The organism is Kitasatospora sp. NBC_00374, from assembly GCF_041434935.1.
In the GTDB taxonomy this organism is placed as follows: Bacteria; Actinomycetota; Actinomycetes; order Streptomycetales; family Streptomycetaceae; genus Kitasatospora.
Map to the genome: position 1 here is coordinate 811,299 of NZ_CP107964.1, position 19,739 is coordinate 831,037.

The 19,739-nt window shown below is 75.2% G+C and carries 17 protein-coding genes; 7 read left to right on the forward strand and 10 right to left on the reverse strand.

The window, feature by feature from the left end; translation table 11 throughout:
- Positions 1-134: 134 nt before the first annotated feature.
- Together nhaA and OG871_RS03825 are read right to left on the reverse strand one after the other, a co-directional pair.
- On the reverse strand, positions 135-2,021 hold the full coding sequence (gene nhaA / locus OG871_RS03820; protein WP_371494220.1) for a Na+/H+ antiporter NhaA: 1,887 nt from the start codon (positions 2,019-2,021) through the stop codon (positions 135-137).
- 82 nt (positions 2,022-2,103) lie between these two features.
- Positions 2,104-2,577 (reverse strand): DUF5709 domain-containing protein, encoded by a 474-nt coding sequence (locus OG871_RS03825; protein WP_371494222.1) that lies wholly within the window; start codon positions 2,575-2,577, stop codon positions 2,104-2,106.
- A 204-nt stretch (positions 2,578-2,781) separates the two neighbouring features.
- Here OG871_RS03825 and OG871_RS03830 point away from each other — a divergent pair, with 204 nt between their 5' ends.
- Positions 2,782-4,296 (forward strand): amino acid permease, encoded by a 1,515-nt coding sequence (locus tag OG871_RS03830; RefSeq protein ID WP_371494224.1) that lies wholly within the window; start codon positions 2,782-2,784, stop codon positions 4,294-4,296.
- Between the two features lie 63 nt (positions 4,297-4,359).
- On the opposite strand, the gene OG871_RS03835 is transcribed toward OG871_RS03830, so the two are convergent.
- The gene (locus tag OG871_RS03835) at positions 4,360-5,787 is read right to left on the reverse strand and encodes a S28 family serine protease (protein WP_371494225.1); all 1,428 of its coding nucleotides are present in this window, start codon (positions 5,785-5,787) and stop codon (positions 4,360-4,362) included.
- Between the two features lie 232 nt (positions 5,788-6,019).
- Here OG871_RS03835 and OG871_RS03840 point away from each other — a divergent pair, with 232 nt between their 5' ends.
- On the forward strand, positions 6,020-7,225 hold the full coding sequence (locus tag OG871_RS03840) for an MFS transporter (protein ID WP_371494226.1): 1,206 nt from the start codon (positions 6,020-6,022) through the stop codon (positions 7,223-7,225).
- A gap of 37 nt (positions 7,226-7,262) precedes the next feature.
- On the opposite strand, the gene OG871_RS03845 is transcribed toward OG871_RS03840, so the two are convergent.
- From OG871_RS03845 to OG871_RS03860, 4 genes are all read right to left on the reverse strand, one after another.
- Entirely contained in the window at positions 7,263-7,634 is a 372-nt protein-coding gene (locus OG871_RS03845; RefSeq protein ID WP_371494227.1) for a VOC family protein, read from the reverse strand.
- Positions 7,635-7,666: 32 nt separating this feature from the next.
- Entirely contained in the window at positions 7,667-8,365 is a 699-nt protein-coding gene (locus tag OG871_RS03850) for a hypothetical protein (RefSeq protein ID WP_371494228.1), read from the reverse strand.
- 114 nt (positions 8,366-8,479) lie between these two features.
- Positions 8,480-8,740 (reverse strand): hypothetical protein, encoded by a 261-nt coding sequence (locus tag OG871_RS03855; protein ID WP_371494229.1) that lies wholly within the window; start codon positions 8,738-8,740, stop codon positions 8,480-8,482.
- Positions 8,727-8,963, reverse strand: a complete 237-nt coding sequence (locus OG871_RS03860; protein WP_371494230.1) for a DUF6400 family protein — start codon at positions 8,961-8,963, stop codon at positions 8,727-8,729. The genes OG871_RS03855 and OG871_RS03860 overlap by 14 nt, the downstream gene beginning before the upstream one ends.
- A gap of 141 nt (positions 8,964-9,104) precedes the next feature.
- Here OG871_RS03860 and OG871_RS03865 point away from each other — a divergent pair, with 141 nt between their 5' ends.
- Positions 9,105-9,287 (forward strand): antitoxin, encoded by a 183-nt coding sequence (locus tag OG871_RS03865; RefSeq protein ID WP_371494231.1) that lies wholly within the window; start codon positions 9,105-9,107, stop codon positions 9,285-9,287.
- An 82-nt stretch (positions 9,288-9,369) separates the two neighbouring features.
- On the opposite strand, the gene OG871_RS03870 is transcribed toward OG871_RS03865, so the two are convergent.
- Positions 9,370-10,290, reverse strand: coding sequence for a diacylglycerol kinase (locus OG871_RS03870; RefSeq protein ID WP_371494232.1), 921 nt, complete (start codon positions 10,288-10,290; stop codon positions 9,370-9,372).
- Positions 10,287-11,924 (reverse strand): FAD-binding oxidoreductase, encoded by a 1,638-nt coding sequence (locus tag OG871_RS03875; RefSeq protein ID WP_371494233.1) that lies wholly within the window; start codon positions 11,922-11,924, stop codon positions 10,287-10,289. The genes OG871_RS03870 and OG871_RS03875 overlap by 4 nt, the downstream gene beginning before the upstream one ends.
- Before the next feature lie 20 nt (positions 11,925-11,944).
- Here OG871_RS03875 and OG871_RS03880 point away from each other — a divergent pair, with 20 nt between their 5' ends.
- Together OG871_RS03880 and OG871_RS03885 are read left to right on the forward strand one after the other, a co-directional pair.
- Positions 11,945-12,541 carry a TetR/AcrR family transcriptional regulator gene (locus OG871_RS03880; protein WP_371494234.1) on the forward strand — a complete coding sequence of 199 codons (597 nt, stop codon included), beginning with the start codon at positions 11,945-11,947 and terminating at the stop codon, positions 12,539-12,541.
- Positions 12,538-14,088 carry a glycerol-3-phosphate dehydrogenase/oxidase gene (locus OG871_RS03885; protein WP_371494235.1) on the forward strand — a complete coding sequence of 517 codons (1,551 nt, stop codon included), beginning with the start codon at positions 12,538-12,540 and terminating at the stop codon, positions 14,086-14,088. Before OG871_RS03880 ends, OG871_RS03885 begins: the two co-directional genes overlap by 4 nt.
- Positions 14,089-14,168: 80 nt before the next feature.
- Here the strand turns inward: OG871_RS03885 and OG871_RS03890 are convergent, their stop codons facing one another.
- Entirely contained in the window at positions 14,169-14,963 is a 795-nt protein-coding gene (locus tag OG871_RS03890; RefSeq protein ID WP_371494236.1) for a metal-dependent hydrolase, read from the reverse strand.
- Positions 14,964-15,149: 186 nt separating this feature from the next.
- On the opposite strand from OG871_RS03890, the gene OG871_RS03895 reads away from it, so the two are divergent.
- Entirely contained in the window at positions 15,150-16,901 is a 1,752-nt protein-coding gene (locus OG871_RS03895) for an RNA ligase family protein (RefSeq protein ID WP_371494237.1), read from the forward strand.
- Positions 16,901-19,711: a poly(A) polymerase gene (locus tag OG871_RS03900; protein ID WP_371494238.1), complete on the forward strand. Its 2,811-nt coding sequence runs from the start codon at positions 16,901-16,903 to the stop codon at positions 19,709-19,711. The genes OG871_RS03895 and OG871_RS03900 overlap by 1 nt, the downstream gene beginning before the upstream one ends.
- Positions 19,712-19,739: the final 28 nt, after the last annotated feature.

Genomic DNA, 19,739 nt, shown 5'->3' on the forward strand with positions numbered 1-19,739 from the left:
CCGCACCGACACCCCCGCCGCGTTCGGACATCCCGGACGCGGCCGGCCCGGCCCGCCCCCCGGCCCTTCGGCGCCCTACGGCGACCGGCCGGCAGCCGGACTTGAAGGCGGTCTGCCGCTCGGCGGCCGGGCCCTCAGTGTGCGGTGGCGGCCCGCGCCCCCGCCTCGCGGACGGCGGCCGAGAGCGTGGCGAGGTCGTAGGCGCCGTGGTGGCGACGGCCGTTGACGAAGAAGGTGGGCGTCCCGGCGACCCCGCTGAGGTCCGCGGACTCGAGGTCCTCGGCCACCCGGACGGCTGAGTCGTGCGCGTGCAGGTCCCGGCGGAACCGCTCGACGTCGATCCCGATCTCCGCGGCGTGGCCGAGCAGGTCGTCGAGCCGCAGCGCCTCCTGGCGGCTCAGCAGCAGGTCGTGCATCTCCCAGTAGCCGCCCTGCAGGCCGGCCGCCTCGGCGGCCTGGGCGGCGAGCTGCGCGCGCGGATGGACGTCGTGCAGCGGGAGGTGGCGCCACACGTAGCGGATGTCGGCGAACCCGGCGAGCAGCTGCCGCACGACGGGCTCCGCCTGGCCGCAGTACGGGCACTCGAAGTCGCCGTACTCCACCAGGGTGACCGGGGCCTCGACCGGGCCGCGGATGTGGTCGCGCTCCACGTCGACCGGGACGGCCAGGTCGATCAGGCCCTCGGCGGTGCCGAGCAGCGCCCGGGTCTTCCGGCGGCGCGGCAGCAGCCCGATCACGCCGGTCACCGCCCAGGTCGCGGCGGCGGAGCAGAGGACCGCGCTGAGGATGCCGACCTTCGCCTCGGTCAGCCGGTCCCCCTCGAAGGCCAGGGTCGCGATCAGCAGCGACACCGTGAATCCGACGCCCGCGATGGTGCCGCCTGCGGCGATGGCGCCCCAGCCGACCGGCGGCCGCAGCCGGCCCCGGCTGAGGGCGGTGGTCAGCAGGGCGGCGCCGGCGATGCCGACCGGCTTGCCGAGCGTGTAGCCGAGCAGGATGCCGAGGGTGAGGGGCGAGGCGAAGGCGTCCGCCAGCTGGCCACCGCCGAGGGTGATGCCCGCGTTGGCGAGGGCGAACAGCGGCACGATCACGTAGCTGGTCCAGGGGTGGTACATCCGCTGCAGCCGCTCGTTGGGTGAGATGGCGGTGGCCAGCCCGGCCCGCAGCGAGCGTTCCAGTTCCGGAGTGGGCTGCTCGCGGAACAGCCGGAACAGGCCGCTGGCACGCTCCAGGTCGCTGCGGGCCGCCGGGTAGGCGTAGGTCAGCAGGCCCATGACCAGGCCGGTCACCACCGGATCGACGCCCGACTTCAGCAGGGCCACCCACATCGCCGCCGCGAGCAGCGCGTAGACCACGCCCCGGCGGATGCCGCCGGCCCGCGCCAGCAGGATCACGCCGAGGATCCCGGCCGCCACCGCCAGCGCCGGCAGCGAGATGCTCCCGCTGTAGAAGACCGCGATGACGCCCAGCGCCACGAAGTCGTCGACGACCGCCACGGTGAGCACGAAGATCCGCAGCCCGTCGGGGAGCCGGTTGCCGAACAGCGCGAGCAGACCGAGCGCGAACGCCGTGTCGGTGGACATCGCCGCACCCCAGCCGTGCGCCGAGCCGTCGCCCGCGGTGACGGCGAGGTAGATCAGCACCGGGACGAGCATCCCGCTCAGCCCCGCGACCGTGGGCAGCGTGAAGCGTCGGCGTTCGCGCAGCTCGCCCATGTCGAACTCGCGGCGGGCCTCCAGGCCGACCACCAGGAAGAAGAACGTCATCAGGCCGCTGTTGACCCATTCGCGCAGGTCCAGCGACACCCCGGCCGACCCGAGGGTCACCGACAGGTGCGTCTCCCAGAACGACTCGTACGCGTCGGCCGCCGCGTTCGCCCAGACCAGCGCGGCCAGGGTGGCGGCCAGCAGGACGGCGGCGCTGCCCGTCTCGGTCCGCAGGAACTCCCGCAGCGGTGTCCTGCTGCCGCCCGTACAGGCGGTCCGGCCGGTCAGGTGAGGGCCCTCGTCGGATGGCGTCACACCGGCATTGTCCTGCGTCGGGCCGCGAAACCCTGGCAGGTCCGGTGCGAGCCGCCGCGCTGGGCCGGGCTGTCCGGCCCGGTCAGAGGGCCTCGTCCCCGCTGTCCCGTACGACGTGGACGGCGGCCTCCTCCGCCGAGGCGGCGGCGCCGTCGATCCCGATGTCCGAGGCGAACATGCCGCCCCGGCGGCCGTCCGACGCGACCAGCCGGCCGGCACGGCCGTCGCCGACCTCGTCGTCCACGAGTTCACCGTCGGTGTCGGAGGCGTCCCCGAGTCCGTCCGTGGTCTCGGTGAGGTCCCCCAGGGCCGGATCGGGCAGTTCCTCGGCGAGTCGCCGGTCCAGGGTCTGCCCCTCGGCCTGCTCGTTGCCGGTGGTACCGAACCGCTCCACGGCCAGGGGCCGCTCGGGCGGCGACCAGCCCTCGTCGTACGGGTCCGCGCCCCGGTCGACGAGGGTGTCCTCGTTGTCGAGCACGCCCGTGTCGTCCGTGACCTCGCTGCCGTCCGGCTGATAGACGTCGTCGCCCCTGGCGTCGTTCGCTTCTTCCGCCACAGCGCACTCCTTCCGTCCGACAACCGGTGCCGTTTCGTCCAGACTCCCGCAGCCCGCACCTCCCGGCACCCCGGGGACGCGACCGAGCGCGTGGAGCGGCCGGACGGGCGGCACGCAGGGCCTTACGGCTGAAGCCGGGCCGTCCGGGGTCGTACGGCGCCCGAACCTGGGTAGCCGTGACCGGACGACCTTCCGGAGGCCCGTATGAGCACCACACCCGAGTCGAAACCCCTGCTTCGCTCCCTCGTCCGGACCAAATCGGTCGAGAAGTCGATCGCGGACACCCACGAGCCCGAGCACGAGCTGCGCCGTTCACTGTCCGCGCTGGACCTGACCGTCTTCGGTGTCGGTGTGATCATCGGCACCGGCATCTTCGTGCTCACCGGCACCGCCGCCAAGAACCACGCCGGGCCGGCCGTCGCGCTGTCCTTCGTGGCGGCCGGTGTGGTGTGCGCGCTGGCCGCGCTCTGCTACGCCGAGCTCGCCTCCACCGTCCCGGTGGCCGGATCGGCGTACATCTTCGCGTACTCGACCATCGGCGAGCTGCCGGCCTGGATCATCGGCTGGGACCTGGTGCTGGAACTGGCGCTGGGCGCGGCGGTGGTCGCGGTCGGCTGGTCCGGCTATGTGCAGTCGCTGCTGGAGAGCGGCGGGGTGTCGCTGCCGCACGCGCTGTCCGGGGCGTCCACCGGCGGCTGGAGCTTCAACCTGCTGGCCACCCTGCTGGTGCTGCTGCTGACCGCGGTGATCGTGCTCGGCATGCACCTGTCCGCCGAGATCACCCGGGTGATCGTGGCGATCAAGGTGACGGTCGTGCTGATCGTGATCGTGGCCGGCCTGTTCTTCGTGAAGGCCGACAACTACTCGCCGTTCATCCCGCCGGCCACCACCGTGGAGGGCAAGTCCGGCAGTCAGTCCCCGCTGATCCAGGTGCTGTTCGGCTACACGCCGACGGACTTCGGCGTGATGGGCATCTTCACCGCGGCGGCGGTGGTGTTCTTCGCCTTCATCGGCTTCGACGTGGTGGCCACCGCGGCCGAGGAGACCCGCAACCCGCAGCGCGACGTACCCCGGGGCATCCTCGGCTCGCTGTTCATCTGCACGCTGCTCTACGTGGCCGTCTCGCTCGTGGTCACCGGCATGGAGAAGTACACCGAGCTCTCCAGCGACGCGCCGCTGTCGGACGCGTTCAAGTCGGTCGGGCAGGACGCCTTCGCCAGCATCATCAACGTCGGCGCGGTGGCCGGCCTGACCTCGGTGACCATGATCCTTCTGCTCGGCCAGAGCCGGGTGTTCTTCGCGATGAGCCGCGACGGCCTGCTGCCCCGCACCTTCTCGATGGTGAACCCGAAGTACGGGACGCCGACCCGCGCGATCATGATGCTGGGCGCGGTGGTGGCCGTGCTGGCCGGTCTGATCCCGCTGGAGGAGCTGTCCGAGCTGGTGAACATCGGCACCCTGTTCGCCTTCATGGTGGTCTCGGTGGGCGTGGTGGTGCTCCGGCGCACCCGGCCCGACCTGCACCGCTCCTTCCGCTGCCCGTGGGTGCCGGTGGTACCGATCCTCTCGGTGCTGGCCAGCCTGTGGCTGATGATCAACCTGCCGGCCGAGACCTGGTGGCGCTTCCTGGTCTGGATGGTGGTCGGCATGGTCGTGTACTTCCTCTACGGCCGCGGCCACAGCCGGATCGGCCGCGAGTCCGTCCGGCAACAGCCGTAGGACGCGTCGAAGGTCCGGCCCGGCCGCGGACGTGCGGTCGGGCCGGACCTTCGCGTCGAGCCGCTACAGGCGGTGGCGCTCCTCCAGGAGGCCGGCCCGGTCCAGATCCCCGAAGGGCGGGATCCGCTGGGCGCCGAGCGCCGAGCGGGCGTCGGCGCCGTCGGCCGCCAGGCCCGCCCAGCCGAGCAGCTTCGCGGTGGCGGCCGCCGACTGGTCGGGGGTCAGGGTGGCGATCTTCGCACCGTGGTTGGCGCCCGGAGCGGTGTAGACGTACGAGTCCGCACTGCCGCGGCCGGGGGTGAACCGCTCGGCGCCCCACGGGTCGTTCTGCCCGTAGACGAAGATGATCCGCTCGGCGGAGTGGCGCACCCAGCCGTCGATGTCCCGCATGGCGCTCGGGTCGAACCGCATCGGGATCGACCGCGGCACGTAGGTGCGGGGCGTGTACAACTCCTTGGCGTCGTAGTGCAGCAGGCCGCCGAGGCGCGAGACGTCGAAGCTCGAGGAGCCCAGCTGGGTGCCGGCCTGGTAGTAGTAGGCCGTGTACGCGGCCAGCGCCTGGTCGCTGTTGGAGGTGACACCCGAGTGGGTGTCGAGCCAGGCGTAGAGCTGGTCGTCGGTGGCCGTGGCGGCGGGGACGGCCGCGCAGTCGGCCTCGCCGCTGTACTGCCAGAAGGCCCAGACGACGTCCAGGACGCCGAGCTCGTACGCCCGGTCGGCGCTGCCGACGGTCTGGAAGGTGTTGCCGGCCACGGCGTTGTCGGCCGCGTAGCGCGGCTCCAGGGCGCCGCGCCGCACGAGCAGTTCGCGCTGGGCGGCGTCCAGCGCGGCCCGGCACTGCGGGGTGCCGACGTGGGCGAAGAAGGCGCTGTAGGCGTGGTCCTCGCGGTCGTTCACGTCGTTGGGAGCCACGTAGGCCACGGTGCCGGCCACGTCGTCGGGGTGGAACCGGCGGTGGTAGACGGAGGACATGCCGCCCTTGCTGGCGCCGGTGGAGATCCACTTCTGGCCGTAGACGCCCTTGAGCGCGGTGATGACGCGATGGGTGTCGCCGGCCGCCTGCTCGATGCCGGCCTTCGACCAGTCGGCGGGCTGCGGCCGGGAGGGCGTGAAGTAGCGGTACTCGATGGAGACCTGGTTGCCGTCCAGCAGCCGGGTCGGCTCGGTGCGCGAGGGTGTGGTCCCGAGGGTGTAGCCGTTGGTGTAGAGCACCGTCGGGCGGTCCTCGCCGCGGTGAAGGACGCTCAGGCGCTGCTGGAAGGTGCCCAGCCAGGGCCGGCGGTGGTCGACCGGCTGGGTGTAGGTGAGGAGGAAGTAGCGGTAGCCCGGGGCGGGCTTCTCCTCCGTGACGGTCATGCCGGGGATCGCCGCCAGGCGGTCGCGGATGTCGCCGGTGGCGGTCTCCCGGGCGGCCGCCGGTACGGCGAGACCGAGGGCGAGCAGGGATATCAGCAGCCCTGCGGTCAGCAGTCTTCTGAGCGTGGTGCGCATCAACTCTCCGTAGGGTGAACGGTGCTGGAGTCCGGCCGTCCGGTGCTCGGCCGACGGCGCCACGGCCGGGCGGGGCGGAACGCTCCAAACCTGTCGCGTACATGACGAGATGTCAAGGGCCCACCGCCGCGGCCGGCCGGCCCGGGCGGGCGAGCGGGCGGGCGGGCCGGTGCGGCGCGACCCGCCGTCGCGGACCCTCCCCACCTCGTGCCCTGCCCTTACCGTGGCACGTATGAGTGATCGTCAGACGGCCGCGCCGCGCATCCGCCGGGCCGACTACCTCGGCGCCGCCGGCGCCTTCGCCGTCTGTATGGCCGGCACGACGCTCCCCACCCCGCTCTACGGCCTCTACCAGGAACAGATCGGCTTCTCCGAACTGACCGTCACGGTCGTCTACGCCGTCTACGCCTTCGGGGTGATCAGCGTCCTGCTGGTCGCGGGCGACGTCTCCGACACCGTCGGCCGCCGACCGGTCCTGCTGTGCGGACTCGGACTGGCCGCGCTCAGCGCGCTCTGCTTCCTGCTGGAGGGCGGCCTGCCGCTGCTCTACCTGGGCCGTCTGCTGTCCGGGCTGTCCGCCGGCCTGTTCACCGGCGCCGCCACCGCGTACGTGATGGAGCTCGCCCCGCCGGGGCGCGAGGCCCGGGCGGCCTTCGCCGCCACCGCGGCCAACATGGGCGGGCTCGGCTGCGGCCCGCTGCTGTCCGGGATCCTCGCGCAGTACGCACCCCGGCCGCTGCAGACCCCGTTCCTGGTGCACCTGGCCCTGGTCGCCGTCTCCTTCGCGGTGACCTGGCTGCTGCCCGAGACCGTCCGCGACGCCCGGCCGGCGAGCGCCGTGCGGCCCCGGCGGCCGAGCCTGCCGCCGGAGGTGCGCCCCGTGTTCGTCCCCGCCGGGATCGCCGCGTTCGTCGGCTTCTCGCTGTTCGGGGTGTTCACCTCGGTCGCGCCCGCCTTCCTGGCGCAGAGCCTGGACGTCCACAACCACGCCGTGGTCGGGCTGATCGTGTTCTGCGCATTCTTCGCCTCCACCCTCGGGCAGCTCCTCGCGGGGCGGCTCGGCGTGGCCCGGGCCCTGCCGGCCGGCTGCCTGGTGCTGGTCGCCGGGCTGGCGCTGCTGGCCGCCTCACTGGCCTGGCAGACCCTGCCGCCGCTGGTGCTCAGCGCCGTGGTCGGCGGCTTCGGCCAGGGGCTCTCGTTCCGCGGTTCGGTCGCGGCCGTGGCGGGCGCGGCCCCCGAGGCGCACCGGGCCGGGGCCATCTCCTCGCTGTTCGTGGTCGCCTACACCGGCATCTCGATCCCGGTGATCGGGGTCGGGGTGCTGACCGAGCCGCTCGGGCTGGCGGACGCGGGGCTGGTCTTCATCGGCTGCATGGCACCGCTGGCCGCCTGCGCCGGCGGGTACCTGCTGCGCCGTCCCGCCGTCACGGGCGCGTGACGGCACGGCGGGTGACGGCGGGCGCAGGCGGGGCCGGTCAGCCGTGGCTGGTGTCGATCACGCAGAACCGGTTGCCCTCGGTGTCGGCGAGGACCACGAAGTCGGGGTCCTCGGGGTAGCGGTCCCAGTCGACGTGCCGGGCGCCGAGGGCCACCAGGCGGGCGACCTCCTCGGACTGGGCGGCGGCGTCGGCCGCGTACAGGTCGAGGTGCACCCGCGGGTGCTGCTGCACCGGGCTCTCGCTCCGGCCGAGCGCCAGGCCGGGGCCGGCGCCGTCGGCCGGCACCAGCACCGTCCAGTCCGGCGCCACCTCACCGTCGCGCGGAACGTAACCGAGCGCCCCGCTCCAGAAGGCGGCGGCGCGCCGCACGTCCGCGGCTCCCAACACGATCGTCCCGATGGTCAGCATCCACCGATTGTGCCGGACGGCGGCGCCCGGCATCAGACGCCGCCGGGCGCGTCCTCCTGTGCGGGTGACGGGATGTCACCGGCCCACACCAGCGCCCCGGGCCGGTCCGGGTCCGGGACGTACCGGGAGCGGCCGTCCGGGAAGGCGCAGCCGGTGGCCCGCAGGGCGACCCCGTCCCTGAGCTGTTCCGCGGTCAGGGCGCTGACGTCGAGCAGTTCGCCGTCCAGCGGGCCGCCGACCAGGTGCCGGCGGGTGGTGGCCGGGCGCCCGCCGTGGAAGTCCGCCGGCCGGGACGATGACTGCGGCTGCCGGCTCTGCCAGGCGTCCAGGGCCGCTCGCACCTCACCCGCGTACGCGCCGGGCGGGCGCCGTGGGTGCCGGGCGTCCCGGTCGGCCACCAGGTCGCCGAAGAGTGCGACCAGGCCGGCCGGGGCGGCGAGGTCGTCGACGTCCAGTTTCAGCGCTTCGGCGCTGCCCGGGGCGGGGCCCCAGCGGTAGGACCAGCCGACGCTCCGGTTCCAGAACAGGTGCAGGTCCCAGGAGGCCTCGGCGCCGCGCGCCACCAGGGTCCGGCGCCGCCAGTACAGCTCCGCGCCCAGTCCGCCGTCGTCCGTCCGCAGGTCCGTCTGCCAGGAGTCGACGCCGCAGCCGGCCGCGCCGAGCGCTCGTACGACCGACACGACGTAGCTCTCGTCGGCGCGGTATCTCTCGTCCGTATGGAAGTCCACCACCCCGCCATGCTGACGGGCCGAGCGGCCGGCTGTCAGCAGAACCCGGGTGTCACGCCGCGATCACCACCCGTCGGGGGGACTCGGGGGCGTCGGCGGGGCCGCGCGGGGGCCGTCCTACCACCGCCGCCTGGGCGGCCGGGCGGCGGAGGCGGCGGCGGAGCGGGTGGCGCCGAAGCCCGTCTCGTGGTCCCAGACGTGGGTGCAGCCGGGGCACTGGAGGTGCAGGAGGCTGCCGGTGTTGGCGAGCAGGTAACGCCAGTGCTCGGTGCAGTTGCGGCGGGCCCCGCACTGCGCGCAGCCCGCGGCGTCGTCGCAGGCGGGGCAGGGCACCCAGGCCCGGCGGCCGATGTCGGCCTGCGGGTCAATGGGCAGCACGGCCGGGCCTCTGGGCGGGCAGGACGCCGGCGGCGACCAGGCCGTCGTAGGTGCGCTGCTGGTCGGCGTCGAGGCCGGAGTAGAGCAGCGCGTACGCCTCGTCCTCGCCGCGCATGACCGCGACGGGGTCCCAGTCGGGGCCGAGTGCGGCCACGACCTCGGCGCGCCGACGGGCCTCCTCGATGGTCAGGTCGAGGTCGAAGGCCACAAGGTTCGAAGACATGGGATGTGAAATTAGGCTCGCCTTACCTATCTGTCAAGTGTCCGCGGGCGGGCCGCCCACGGGCCCGGGCCGCTCCGGATGTGCATACCGGCCACCTCGGCGATGCTGGGAGCGTCAGGCATCCCGTAAGGAGGACCGCGCATGTCCATGCTCGACAAGCTCAAAGGCATGATGAAGGGCCACGAGGACACCGCCCGGCAGGGGGTCGAGAAGGCGGGCGACGCCGTCGACGAGAAGACCGGGAACAAGTACCAGAGCCAGGTGGACACCGCCCAGCAGAAGGCCGACGAACAGATCGACCGGCAGCCCCCCACCGACGGGTGACCCGGACGTCCGGCCCGGGCGGCCGACCGCACTCCGGTCGGCCGCCCGGGCCTTTCGCGCACCGCGCCGGGGGCCGCCGCCCTCAGCCCGGTACGAGCAGCGAGAGCGACCGCGGCACGACCCGCACCTCCGCGGGCAGCGGACCTGCCAGGTCGCCGTCGGTGTACGCGTTGATGCCCGTCGACTCGATCCGCACCCGGGCGGTGCGGTGGCAGGTCACGTCGGGGTGCCGCACATGGGTGCCCTTGAAGACGGTCGGGAAGAACCGCACCAGCCGCCGCCGGGGCATCGCGTCGACCAGCGTGAGATCCAGCAGGCCGTCGGCGTGGTCGGCGTCCGGGCAGATCAGCATGCCGCCGCCGTAGCTGCGGGTGTTGCCGACCGCGGCGAGGGTCAGCGACCGCTCGACCACCGTGCCGTCGTCGAGCACCAGGCGGAACGGCAGCGGGCGCAGCCGGGCCAGCTCCAGCGCGATGGCGAGGTTGTAGCGCATCCGCCCGCGGGGTCGGCGCAGCCGGTTGGCGCGGTCGTTGACCAGGGAGTCGAAGCCGGCGGCCAGGACGGAGCCGAAGAACCGGGTGGCGCCGTCGGCGGTGTCGATCCGGCCGGTGTCCACCCGGACGACGTTGCCGTCGGCGATGACGTCCGCGGCCGCCTCGGGGTCGTTCAGCGGCAGGCCGTACTCGCGGGCGTGGTCGTTGCCCGTGCCGGCCGGAACGACGCCGAGCGGGACGTCCGTGCCGGCCAGGGCCTGGATCGCCAGGGCGATCATGCCGTCCCCGCCGGCCACCGCGAGCACGTCGACGCCGCGTGCGACGGCCTCGCGGGCGAGGCGGACGGCGTCCTGCGGGTCGGTGCCGGTGACGGCGAGGACCTCGACGCCGCGCTCGCGCAGCCGGGCGGTGGCCCGCCGGGCGGCGTGGTCGGCGCGTCCGCCGCCGGCGGCGGGGTTGGTGAGCACCACCGCGGTGCGGATCTCCCGCCGCTGCGGCCCGGCGGTCATGGGATGAGCTTTCCGGGGTTGAGGATCCCGGCGGGGTCGACGGCGGTCTTGACGGCGCGCAGGACGGCGGCGCCGAGGTCGCCGATCTCCTGCGGCATCCACGGCCGGTGGTCGGTGCCGACCGCGTGGTGGTGGGTGATCGTCCCGCCGGCCGCCATGATCGCGTCGCCGGCCGCGGCCTTCGCGGCGGCCCACTGGTCGATCGGGTCGCCCTTCTGCGCGCCGAGCACGGTGAAGTACAGCGAGGCGCCGGTGGGGTAGACGTGCGAGATGTGGCACATCACCAGCGAGGTGCTGCCGCCCGCCTGCAGGGCGCTCTGCAGGGCTGCCGTCACCTCGCCCTTGAGCCGTTCCAGGTTGGACCAGCCGGTGGCGGTCTCCAGGGTCTCGCACAGGGCCCCGCAGTCCAGCAGCGAGTCGCGCAGGTAGGGGGCGTCGAAGCGGCCGTGCTCCCAGGCGCGGGCCGGCTCCTCGCCGAGCGAGGTGCCGCCGGCCGCGAGCATCACCTCGCGGGTCAGCCGGTGGCGGGCCTCGGTCTGCTCGGCGGTGCCCTCGAAGACGGTCACGGCCAGGCAGCCGCTGGCGACCTGGTGGCCGCCGATCTTCGCGGTCATCGCCAGGTTGACGCCGGTCTCCGTCTCGTCGGACAGCCGCAGCACTGTGGGCCCGGTGCCCTGCTGCTCGACGGCGCGCAGGGCGGCGGCGCCGGTGGCGAAGTCGGGGAAGCTCCAGGCCTCGTAACGGCGGACGGCGGGGGTGGGGTGGACCCGCAGCCGGACGGCGGTGATCACGCCCAGGGTGCCCTCGGAACCGATGAACAGCTGGCGCAGGTCCGGGCCGGCGGCGGAGGCCGGGCCGCGGCCGAGGTCCAGCACGCCGGCGGGGGTGACCACCCGCAGGCCGCGCACCATGTCGTCGAAGCGGCCGTGGCCGGCGGAGTCCTGGCCGGAGGACCGGGTGGCGGCGAAGCCGCCGATGGTCGCGAACCGGAAGCTCTGCGGGTAGTGGCCGAGCTCGAAGCCGCGGGCGGCGAGCAGCTCCTCCGCCTGCGGGCCGGTGAGGCCGGCGCCGAGGGTGGCCTCACCGGAGACCTCGTCCAGGTGGAGCAGCGCGTCGAGGCGGCGCAGGTCGAGCGAGAGGACGGCGGTGAAGTCGCCGCGGACGGGGTCGAGGCCGCCGACCACGCTGGTGCCGCCGCCGAAGGGCACCACGGCGATGCGCCGCTCGGAGCAGAGCGCGAGGACGGCCGCGATCTCCTCCTCCGTGCCCGGGAGGACGACGGCGTCGGGGGCGTCCTGCTCCTGGCGGCTGCGGCGGCGCAGCAGGTCCGGGGTGGACTTGCCGCCGGCGCGGGGCAGCCGGTCGGCGTCGCCGGCGCTGACGTGCTGCGCGCCGACGATCCCGGCGAGGGCGGCCAGGTCGGCGGCGGGCAGGGCGGACGGGCGCAGCAGGACCTCGTCGGCGGTGGGCGCGGGGGCGTCCTGCGGGGTGACGCCCAGGAGCTGCTCCAGCAGTGCCCTGATGTCGTCGGTGAGCGGCTTGGCGAGGGCCGGGTCGCCCCAGGCGTTCCACGTCATCGGCGGCAGCGGCAGTGTCGCCGTGCGGCCCGGTCCGGTGTGCGCTTCGGATGGCATGCGTTACAGTTTTCCACATCATGTCAAGTAGTCACTCGGAGCCCCCGAGCATCGGAGCAGGTCGCAGCGTCGACGACGCGATCCTCGACGCCGCCGCCGAGCTGGTCGTCGTCCTCGGCCCGCGCCGCACCCAGCTGGCGGAGATCGCCCGCCGGGCGGGCGTCAGCCGTCCCACCGTCTACCGCCGCTGGCCGGACGTGCGCGCGGTGGTCGGCGCCCTGCTGACCCGCGAGATCCGGGCCACCCAGGAGCGGGCCGTCCGGAGCGGGGACGACCGGGAGGCCGTGGTCGACTGGATCGTCGAGGTCGCCGTGCAGGTCCGCGACCACCCGGTGCTCGGCGCCCTGCTGCGCTCGGACGCCGACCTGCTCGTCGAGTACGTCGTGGAGCGGCTCGGCACCAGCCAGCGGGGGCTGCTCGACGCCCTGCGCGAGGCCGTCGAACGCGGCCAGCGGCACGGCTCGATCCGGGCCGGGGAGCCGGCCGAGCTGGCCGCGATGGTGCTGCTGATCGCCCAGTCCACCGTCCAGTCGCACCGCATGGTCGCCCAGCTGCTGCCCGAAAAGGCCTGGCGTCGCGAACTGGCCATCGCCCTGAACGGATACCTCACGCCATGACCGCACTCCCCGGTACGACCGCCCTCGACGCCCGGCGCCGCGCCGGGGAGCTCGCCGCCCTCGCCACCGGCGGGCCGGTGGACCTGCTGGTCATCGGCGGCGGGGTGACCGGCGCCGGGGTCGCGCTGGACGCCGCGTCGCGCGGGCTGCGCACGGTCCTGGTGGAGGCCCGCGACCTTGCCTTCGGGACCAGCCGCTGGAGCTCCAAGCTGGTCCACGGCGGGCTGCGCTACCTCGCCTCCGGCCGGATCGGGGTGGCCCGCGAGAGCGCCGTCGAACGCGGCATCCTGATGACCCGCACCGCCCCGCACCTGATCCGCCCGCTGCCGCAGGCCGTCCCGCTGCTGCCGTCCGTCGGGCGCGGCATGGCGGCCCTGGTGCACACCGGCTTCCTGGCCGGGGACGCGCTGCGGTTCAGCGCCCGTACCCCGGCCTCCGTCCTGCCCAGGGCCCGCCGGGTCGGACCGGACGCGGCGCAGCGGCTGGTCCCGGCGGTCCGTACCGACGGCCTGCGCGGCGCGCTGGTCGCCCACGACGGGCAGCTGATCGACGACGCCCGTCTGGTGACGGCGATCGCCAGGACGGCGGCCGGGCACGGCGCGACCGTCCTCACCCGGGTCCGGGCCGACCGGGTCACCGGCACCTCGGCCGAGCTCACCGACACCCTCACCGGGTGGTCGACGACGGTCACCGCCGGCGCGGTGGTCAACGCCACCGGCGTGTGGGCCGACCAGGTCGACGAGTCGATCCGGCTCCGGCCCAGCCGCGGCACCCACCTGGTCTTCGACGCCGCCGCACTCGGCGACCCGCGGGCCGCGCTGACCGTGCCCGTCCCCGGCTCGACCAGCCGCTTCGTCTTCGCCCTGCCGCAGCAGCTGGGCCGGGTGGTGCTCGGCCTCACCGACGAGGACGCCCCCGGTCCCGTCCCGGACGAACCGGTGCCCACCGAGCAGGAGATCGACTTCCTGCTGGCGACCGTCAACACGGCGCTCGACCGGCAGCTGACCCGGGCCGACGTGCGGGGCGCCTTCGCGGGGCTGCGCCCGCTGCTCGACACCGGCGACGGCGACACCGCGGACCTCTCGCGGCGCCACGCCGTGCTCCGCTCCCCCTCCGGGGTGGTCACCGTGGTCGGCGGCAAGCTGACCACGTACCGGGCGATGGCCCAGGACGCGGTGGACTTCGTGCTCCGCGCCCGGGGCGGGGCCGTCCCGCCCTGCCGGACCGCCCGGCTGCCGCTGGTCGGCGCCCCCGGGCACCCGGACAGCCGGCCGCTGCCGGACGGCGCGCTGCCCGCCTCGCTGCTCGCCCGGCACGGCGGCGCGGCCCGGGCCGTCCTGGAGTCGGCCCGGCTGCCGCGCCCGCTCGAACCGGTCGCCGAGGGCATCGACGTCACCCGTGCGGAGATCGAGTACGCCGTGACCCACGAAGGCGCGCTGGACGCGGCGGACGTGCTGGACCGCCGCACCAGGATCGGCCTGGTGGCGGCCGACGCCGACCGGGCCCGCGCCGCCGTCGAGGAGATCGTCGACGCGCTCGCCGGCTGACGGGCGCTCACCGCGGTGGCCGGCCCGGGAAACACGACGGCCACCGCCCCGGGGCGGTGGCCGTGCGGTGCCGGGGGCCGTCAGCCGAGGAAGCCGAGCCCGCCGAGGGCGCCGATGCCGCCGAGCACCATGAAGACCGGGGTCAGCACCTTGATCTCGACCCAGCTGCCGGCCCGGAAGCGCATGCCCTTCGGCGGCCCGATCGGGTACCAGCGCTTGCGGCCGATCGGGATCGGCCACAGCACCGGGCAGCCCGAGACGGTCAGCGCGTCACCGATGCAGTGCACCAGGGCGCCGAGCACGATCGGCAGGCCGACCCACAGGTACTGCTGGCCGGGCTCGGCGAACAGCCAGTCGGAGCCGTTGCCCGGCTTGTCGAGGATGTCCGCGATCATCCAGGCGCTGCAGACGCCCAGCAGCCACACCAGGATGTCGCTGGACATCCGGGCGGCCTTCCACAGCAGGCCCTCGATGGCCAGCACCATGTGCACGAAGAGCACCGCCAGCACGCCCCAGCGCCCGCCGAAGACGCAGATCCCGGCCGCGCCCGCCCCGCACATCACGGCCCACACCCAGGTGTGGGTGAGCGTGCGGTGGCCGCCGGAGCGGCGCGGGTCGCCGGGCTTGCGGGTCGACTTGTAGGCCGCGTACGAGAGCTTGTCGATGATCTCGCAGAGGTTGCGCGATATCGGCCCGAAGGCCCTCGATATGGTGGCCGCCTTGTGGTCGAGGTCGGGTGCGAGCGCCGCGCCGGCGCAGATCAGCGCTCCTGCGAGGAGCACCGGCCACGGCATGGGCCGGTCGAGCGCCGATGCGGCGGCTCCCACCCCCAGCCAGGCCGCTGCACCGGAGAGCGAGTGCGCCGGTCCCATCATGGCGATAACCGTCCCTTGGTCAGTTCCCAGGTGCGCCGCGCACCTGACGGTGCCGCAGCATACCGGCAGGCGATCTTGGCCGGTGACGGGGTGCCCGCGGGCGGGCCGGGACGCCGTTATTCGATGGATCACCGCTGCTCAGCCGACCTACAGTTGCGCCATCGGAGCATCGTCACGGGAGCAGCCATGCGGACGCAGTACCCACGCACCCCGCACCTGCCCTGGTCGCCGGGAGCCACCTCGGACGACGTGCGCGTCGGCGACCTCGCCGCCCTGCGCGGCCGGGAGGTCGTGGTGACCGAGAAGCTGGACGGCGAGAACACCACCCTGTACCGGGACGGCCTGCACGCCCGCTCGCTGGACTCGGCGCACCACCCGTCCCGCGCCTGGGTCAAGGCGCTGCAGGGGCGGATCGCCCACGCGATCGGGCCGGGCCTGCGGGTGTGCGGGGAGAACATGTACGCGCGGCACTCGATCGCGTACGACGAGCTGGAGAGCTACTTCTACGCCTTCTCGGTCTGGGACGGCGACCGCTGCCTGGACTGGGACGCCACCGTGCGCTTCACCCGGCGGATCGGGGTGCCGCTGCCGCCGGTGCTCTGGCGCGGGGTCTTCGACGAACGTGCGCTGCGGGCGCTGAAGCCGGACACCAGCCGGCAGGAGGGCTACGTCGTACGGACGGCGGCCGGTTTCGACCGGGCCGACTTCGGCCGCCGGGTCGCCAAGTGGGTCCGCCCGGCGCATGTGCGGACCGACACGCACTGGATGCACGCCGCCGTGGTGCCGAACGGCCTCGGCCCGCGCGCGGCCCTGTGGGAGGCGGGCTCGGGCGGGCCGGTCGAGGCGTCGGCGCTGCTGGCGGCGCTGGAGCCGGAACGCGACGGGTCGCAGGATCCGGAACCCGCCGAAGCGGTGCTCGCCGAGGTCACCGCCCGGCTCGACGTGCTAGGCCGGACGGGCTCCGCCCGGCTCGCGGGCGTGCTGGCGGCGCTGCTGCACGACGGCCGGCGGTCCGCGCTGGCACCCCGGCTGGTGGCACCGCTCGGCATGCCGCTCGCCCGGCGGGTCGCCGACCTGGTCGGCCTGTACCCGGCGCTGCACCGGCCGTACCCCGACGCCGACCGCCGGGCCGGGCTGGTCCGGCTGTCGTCCGCGGCCGACCTCGGCGTGCTGCACGCCGTCTCGCTCGCCGCGACGGCCGGGCGGAGCGACCAGGAGGCGGGCGCGGCCCGCGAACAGGCCGAGTGGTCCGCGCTGTTCGCCGAGGACGCCGGACTGCTCGGCGAGGCTCCGCTGGAGGAGCTGCGGCAGGGCCTGCGCGCCGCCCTCGACGACCACCCGGCCGAGGTCGGCGACCGCTGCTGGGCCGAGGCCAGGGAGGGCTTCGCGCTCGGCCGGATCTCCACCCCGGAGGAGGCCGTGGCCCTGGGCTGGCGTTGGCGATCCGGGGACTTCCCCCGACTGGTCGTCATGTCGGGCCCCTCCGGCAGCGGGAAGAGCGCCTTCGCCCGCGCCCTGCCGGGCGTCGACGAGGTCGTCTCGCTGGACGACCTCCGGCAGGCCCGTGGGTCCCGCTCGGACCAGCGGGCCAACCCCGAGATCCTGCGCGCGGCCCTGGACCGGCTGGACACCGCGCTCGCCCCCGGCCGGACGGTGGTCTGGGACGCCACCTCCCTCAACCAGCAGCAGCGCTCCCTGGTGCAGACCGTGGCGCGCCGCCGCGACGCGCTGACCACGCACGCCGTCCTGCTGGTCGGGCCGGACGAACTCGCCCGGCGCAACACCTCCCGCGAGCACCCGGTGCCGCCCGAGGTGCTCGCCGCCCAGCTGGGCCGCTTCGGCCCGCCCTACCCCGGCCAGGCGCACCGCACCTGGTACATCGGCCCGGACGGGACCGTCGGCGACACCGACGGCACCCTGGACAGCGAGGTGCTGTGATGCGGACCAGCGAAGAGGTCTACCACCGGATCCGCTGGGACCAGCGGTTCGACCCGGCCCGGTTCGTGCTCGGCGTCAACGTGCGCGGCGCCGCCCCCAAACGGGTGCCGCTGCCCGCCTTCGTCCCGGGCGGGGACATCCCCTGGCACCGGGTGCTGTTCATCGAGGCGGACGGCGAGCCGGTCTGGGACCGGGCCACCGGGCTGGACCGGCTGGACTCCACCTCCGCCGGCCGGGCCCGGGAGCCGCGGCGGCTGCGGGCGCCGTTCTTCACCGCCCGCACGCCCCACGCGTGGGACGCCGCGGCGGGCTGGCACCCCGTCACCGGGCCCGTCCGGGGCCGGGCCGCGCCGGCCGCGCTGCGGGTACTGACCTGGAACACCCTCTGGGACCGCTACGACAGCGACCGGATCGACACCGCCCGGCGCCGGCCCCTGCTGCTCTCCGCCCTGGAACGCGCCGACGCCGACGTGATCGCCCTGCAGGAGGTCGAGGCGGGGCTGGTCGCCCTGCTGCTGGCCGCGCCGTGGGTCCGCGCCCGGTACGTCCTGGACACCGACCCGGCCGGACCCGACGTCGACGAGAGCGGCCTGCTGCTGCTCAGCCGGCTGCCCGTCGGGGAGGCCGGCCGGCACGCCCTCGGCCCGCACAAGGCCGTGGCCGCCGTCACCGTGGAGAGCGCCGCCGGCCCGGTCGTGGTCGCCACCACCCACCTGAGCAGTGACCACTCCGAGAACGGCGCGGACCGGCGCGAGGCCGAACTGACCCGGCTGGCCGAGGGGCTGGCCGGCCTGGACGGGGAGGTCGTCCTGGTCGGCGACTTCAACGACGGCGGCGACCGGCCCGCCGCCGCACTGCGTCTGCGCGACGGCTGGAGCCAGGTGCACGGGCGCGGCGACCGCACGCCCACCTTCGACCCGCACGTCAATCCGCTGGCCGCCGTCTCCTCGCTGTCCGGCCGGGCCTCCCGGCTGGACCGGGTCCTGCTGCGCGGGCCCGGCCTGCGGGCCACCGCGGCCACCCTGCTCGGCGACTCCCCCACCGACGGCCTGTTCCCCTCGGACCACTACGGCGTGCAGGCCGACCTGACGGCCGGTGACGTCGAGCCCGGCGCCGTCCTCGACGCCGCGCCGACCGCCCGCACCGCACTGGCCTGGATCCCGCCGGCCGAGCTGTGGCCCGCGATCCAGCAGGTCCGCCAGCACCACGACCCGCAGCTCGACCGCTGGCCGCCGCACGTGAACCTGCTCTTCGGCTTCGTCCCGGAGGCCGACTTCGCGCAGGCGGCGGAGCTGGTCTCCACGGTGGCGGCGCAGCACCCGCCGTTCAGCGCCGTGCTGGACGGCGTCCGCGCCTTCGCCCACCGTCACGAATCGACCCTCTGGCTCGACCCGGCGGCCGCCGACGCCGCCCCCTGGGCCGCCCTGCACGAGGCCCTGGAGCAGCGCTTCCCGCGCTGCCGCGGCCGCGCCGAGGGGTTCACCCCGCACCTGACGCTGGGTCGCACCCACGACCCGCGCCGGCTGCTCGGCGAGTTGGGCGCCCGGCTCGGCGGGACGTCCGCCCAGGTCGGCGAGGTGGCGCTGCTCTCGCGGCGCGGGACGGAGCCGATGCGGGTACGGGCCACCGTCGCCCTCGGCACGGGCGAGGTGCGGTGGGTCCCCGAGCCCGCCGCCGTCCCGCCGCCGGCCGCCCGTACCCGGCCGGAGGACGTCCTGCGGACGCTGACGCAGGTGCTCTCGGAGGGCGTGGTGCACCCGGTCGGCTCGCGCCGGCTGGGCTGCGACCTGGCCGGGGCCGATCTGGACCTGGTCGCCGCGCTGCCGGGCGACGTGGACCCGGCCCGGCTGCGGGCGCGGGTGGCGGAGGCGGTGCCCGGCGCCGCCGTACGGCAGGTGAAGGGTGCCCGGGTCCCCGGACTGCGGCTGCTCGTGGACGGGCTGGCGGTGGACCTGGCCGTCGTCGCCACCGGGTCGCTCGGCCCCGCCGAGGCGGTGGCCCGCCGCACCGAGCTGGGCGAGGCGGCCGCGACGGCGCTCAGCGCGGTCAGCGACGCGGCCGCCGTCCTCGCCGCCACGGCCGGGCACCCGGCGGCCTTCGGCCGGCTCGCCCGGGAGGTGAAGGCCTGGGCGCGGGCGCGCGGGCTGGACTCGGCGCCGTTCGGCGGGCTTCCCGGCCTGGCCTGGACGGTCATGGCGGCCCTGACGGCCCGCCGGGCCGAGGAGGGCGAACCCGGCGCGCTGCTGCGGCAGTTCTTCGGTACCTGGGCCGCCTGGGACTGGCGGGAGCCGGTCCGGCTGACCACGGGCTCGGACGGACCGGCCGGGACGGGCGCGGCGGTGACGGTCCTGACGCCCACCGAGCCCGTCCGCTCGTGCACCGAGCAGGTCGGCGCGGGCGGGGGCGACCTGCTGGTCCAGGAGCTCTACCGGGCCTGGGAGATCACCGCCGCGGGCGAGGGTCCGTGGCCCGAGCTGCTCGCCCCGCCGCCGTTGCACCGGCGGCACGCGGCCTGGGCCGTGCTGACCGTCCGCGGCCGGCCGGGCGAGGAGTTCGACGCCGTGCTCGGCCGGTTCCGGGGCCGGCTGCGGGCGCTGCTCACCGCCCTGGAACAGGCCGGGACGGCGGACGCGCACGCCTGGCCCCGGCCGTTCGAGTCGGCCCCGGGATCCGCCCGGTACGCGATCGGCCTGGGCCGCAATCCCCCGGACGCGGCGCGCCTCGCGGCGGTCGCGGACGGGTGGCTGGCCGGCGTGCCCGGCGTCGGGATCGCCTGGGCGCAGGGCGGCGAGGTGCCGACCTTGAGCTGACGCGAAGGGGCCCGCACCCCGGGGGGGT

Coding starts and splice junctions, on each gene's coding strand:
- OG871_RS03830 (WP_371494224.1), top strand. CDS start 2,782: ATGAGCACCACACCCGAGTCGAAACCCCTGCTTCGCTCCCTCGTCCGG.
- OG871_RS03865 (WP_371494231.1), top strand. CDS start 9,105: ATGTCCATGCTCGACAAGCTCAAAGGCATGATGAAGGGCCACGAGGAC.
- OG871_RS03885 (WP_371494235.1), top strand. CDS start 12,538: ATGACCGCACTCCCCGGTACGACCGCCCTCGACGCCCGGCGCCGCGCC.
- OG871_RS03860 (WP_371494230.1), bottom strand. CDS start 8,963: ATGTCTTCGAACCTTGTGGCCTTCGACCTCGACCTGACCATCGAGGAG.
- OG871_RS03840 (WP_371494226.1), top strand. CDS start 6,020: ATGAGTGATCGTCAGACGGCCGCGCCGCGCATCCGCCGGGCCGACTAC.
- OG871_RS03870 (WP_371494232.1), bottom strand. CDS start 10,290: ATGACCGCCGGGCCGCAGCGGCGGGAGATCCGCACCGCGGTGGTGCTC.
- OG871_RS03845 (WP_371494227.1), bottom strand. CDS start 7,634: ATGCTGACCATCGGGACGATCGTGTTGGGAGCCGCGGACGTGCGGCGC.
- OG871_RS03875 (WP_371494233.1), bottom strand. CDS start 11,924: ATGCCATCCGAAGCGCACACCGGACCGGGCCGCACGGCGACACTGCCG.
- OG871_RS03880 (WP_371494234.1), top strand. CDS start 11,945: ATGTCAAGTAGTCACTCGGAGCCCCCGAGCATCGGAGCAGGTCGCAGC.
- OG871_RS03895 (WP_371494237.1), top strand. CDS start 15,150: ATGCGGACGCAGTACCCACGCACCCCGCACCTGCCCTGGTCGCCGGGA.
- OG871_RS03835 (WP_371494225.1), bottom strand. CDS start 5,787: ATGCGCACCACGCTCAGAAGACTGCTGACCGCAGGGCTGCTGATATCC.
- OG871_RS03890 (WP_371494236.1), bottom strand. CDS start 14,963: ATGATGGGACCGGCGCACTCGCTCTCCGGTGCAGCGGCCTGGCTGGGG.
- OG871_RS03900 (WP_371494238.1), top strand. CDS start 16,901: ATGCGGACCAGCGAAGAGGTCTACCACCGGATCCGCTGGGACCAGCGG.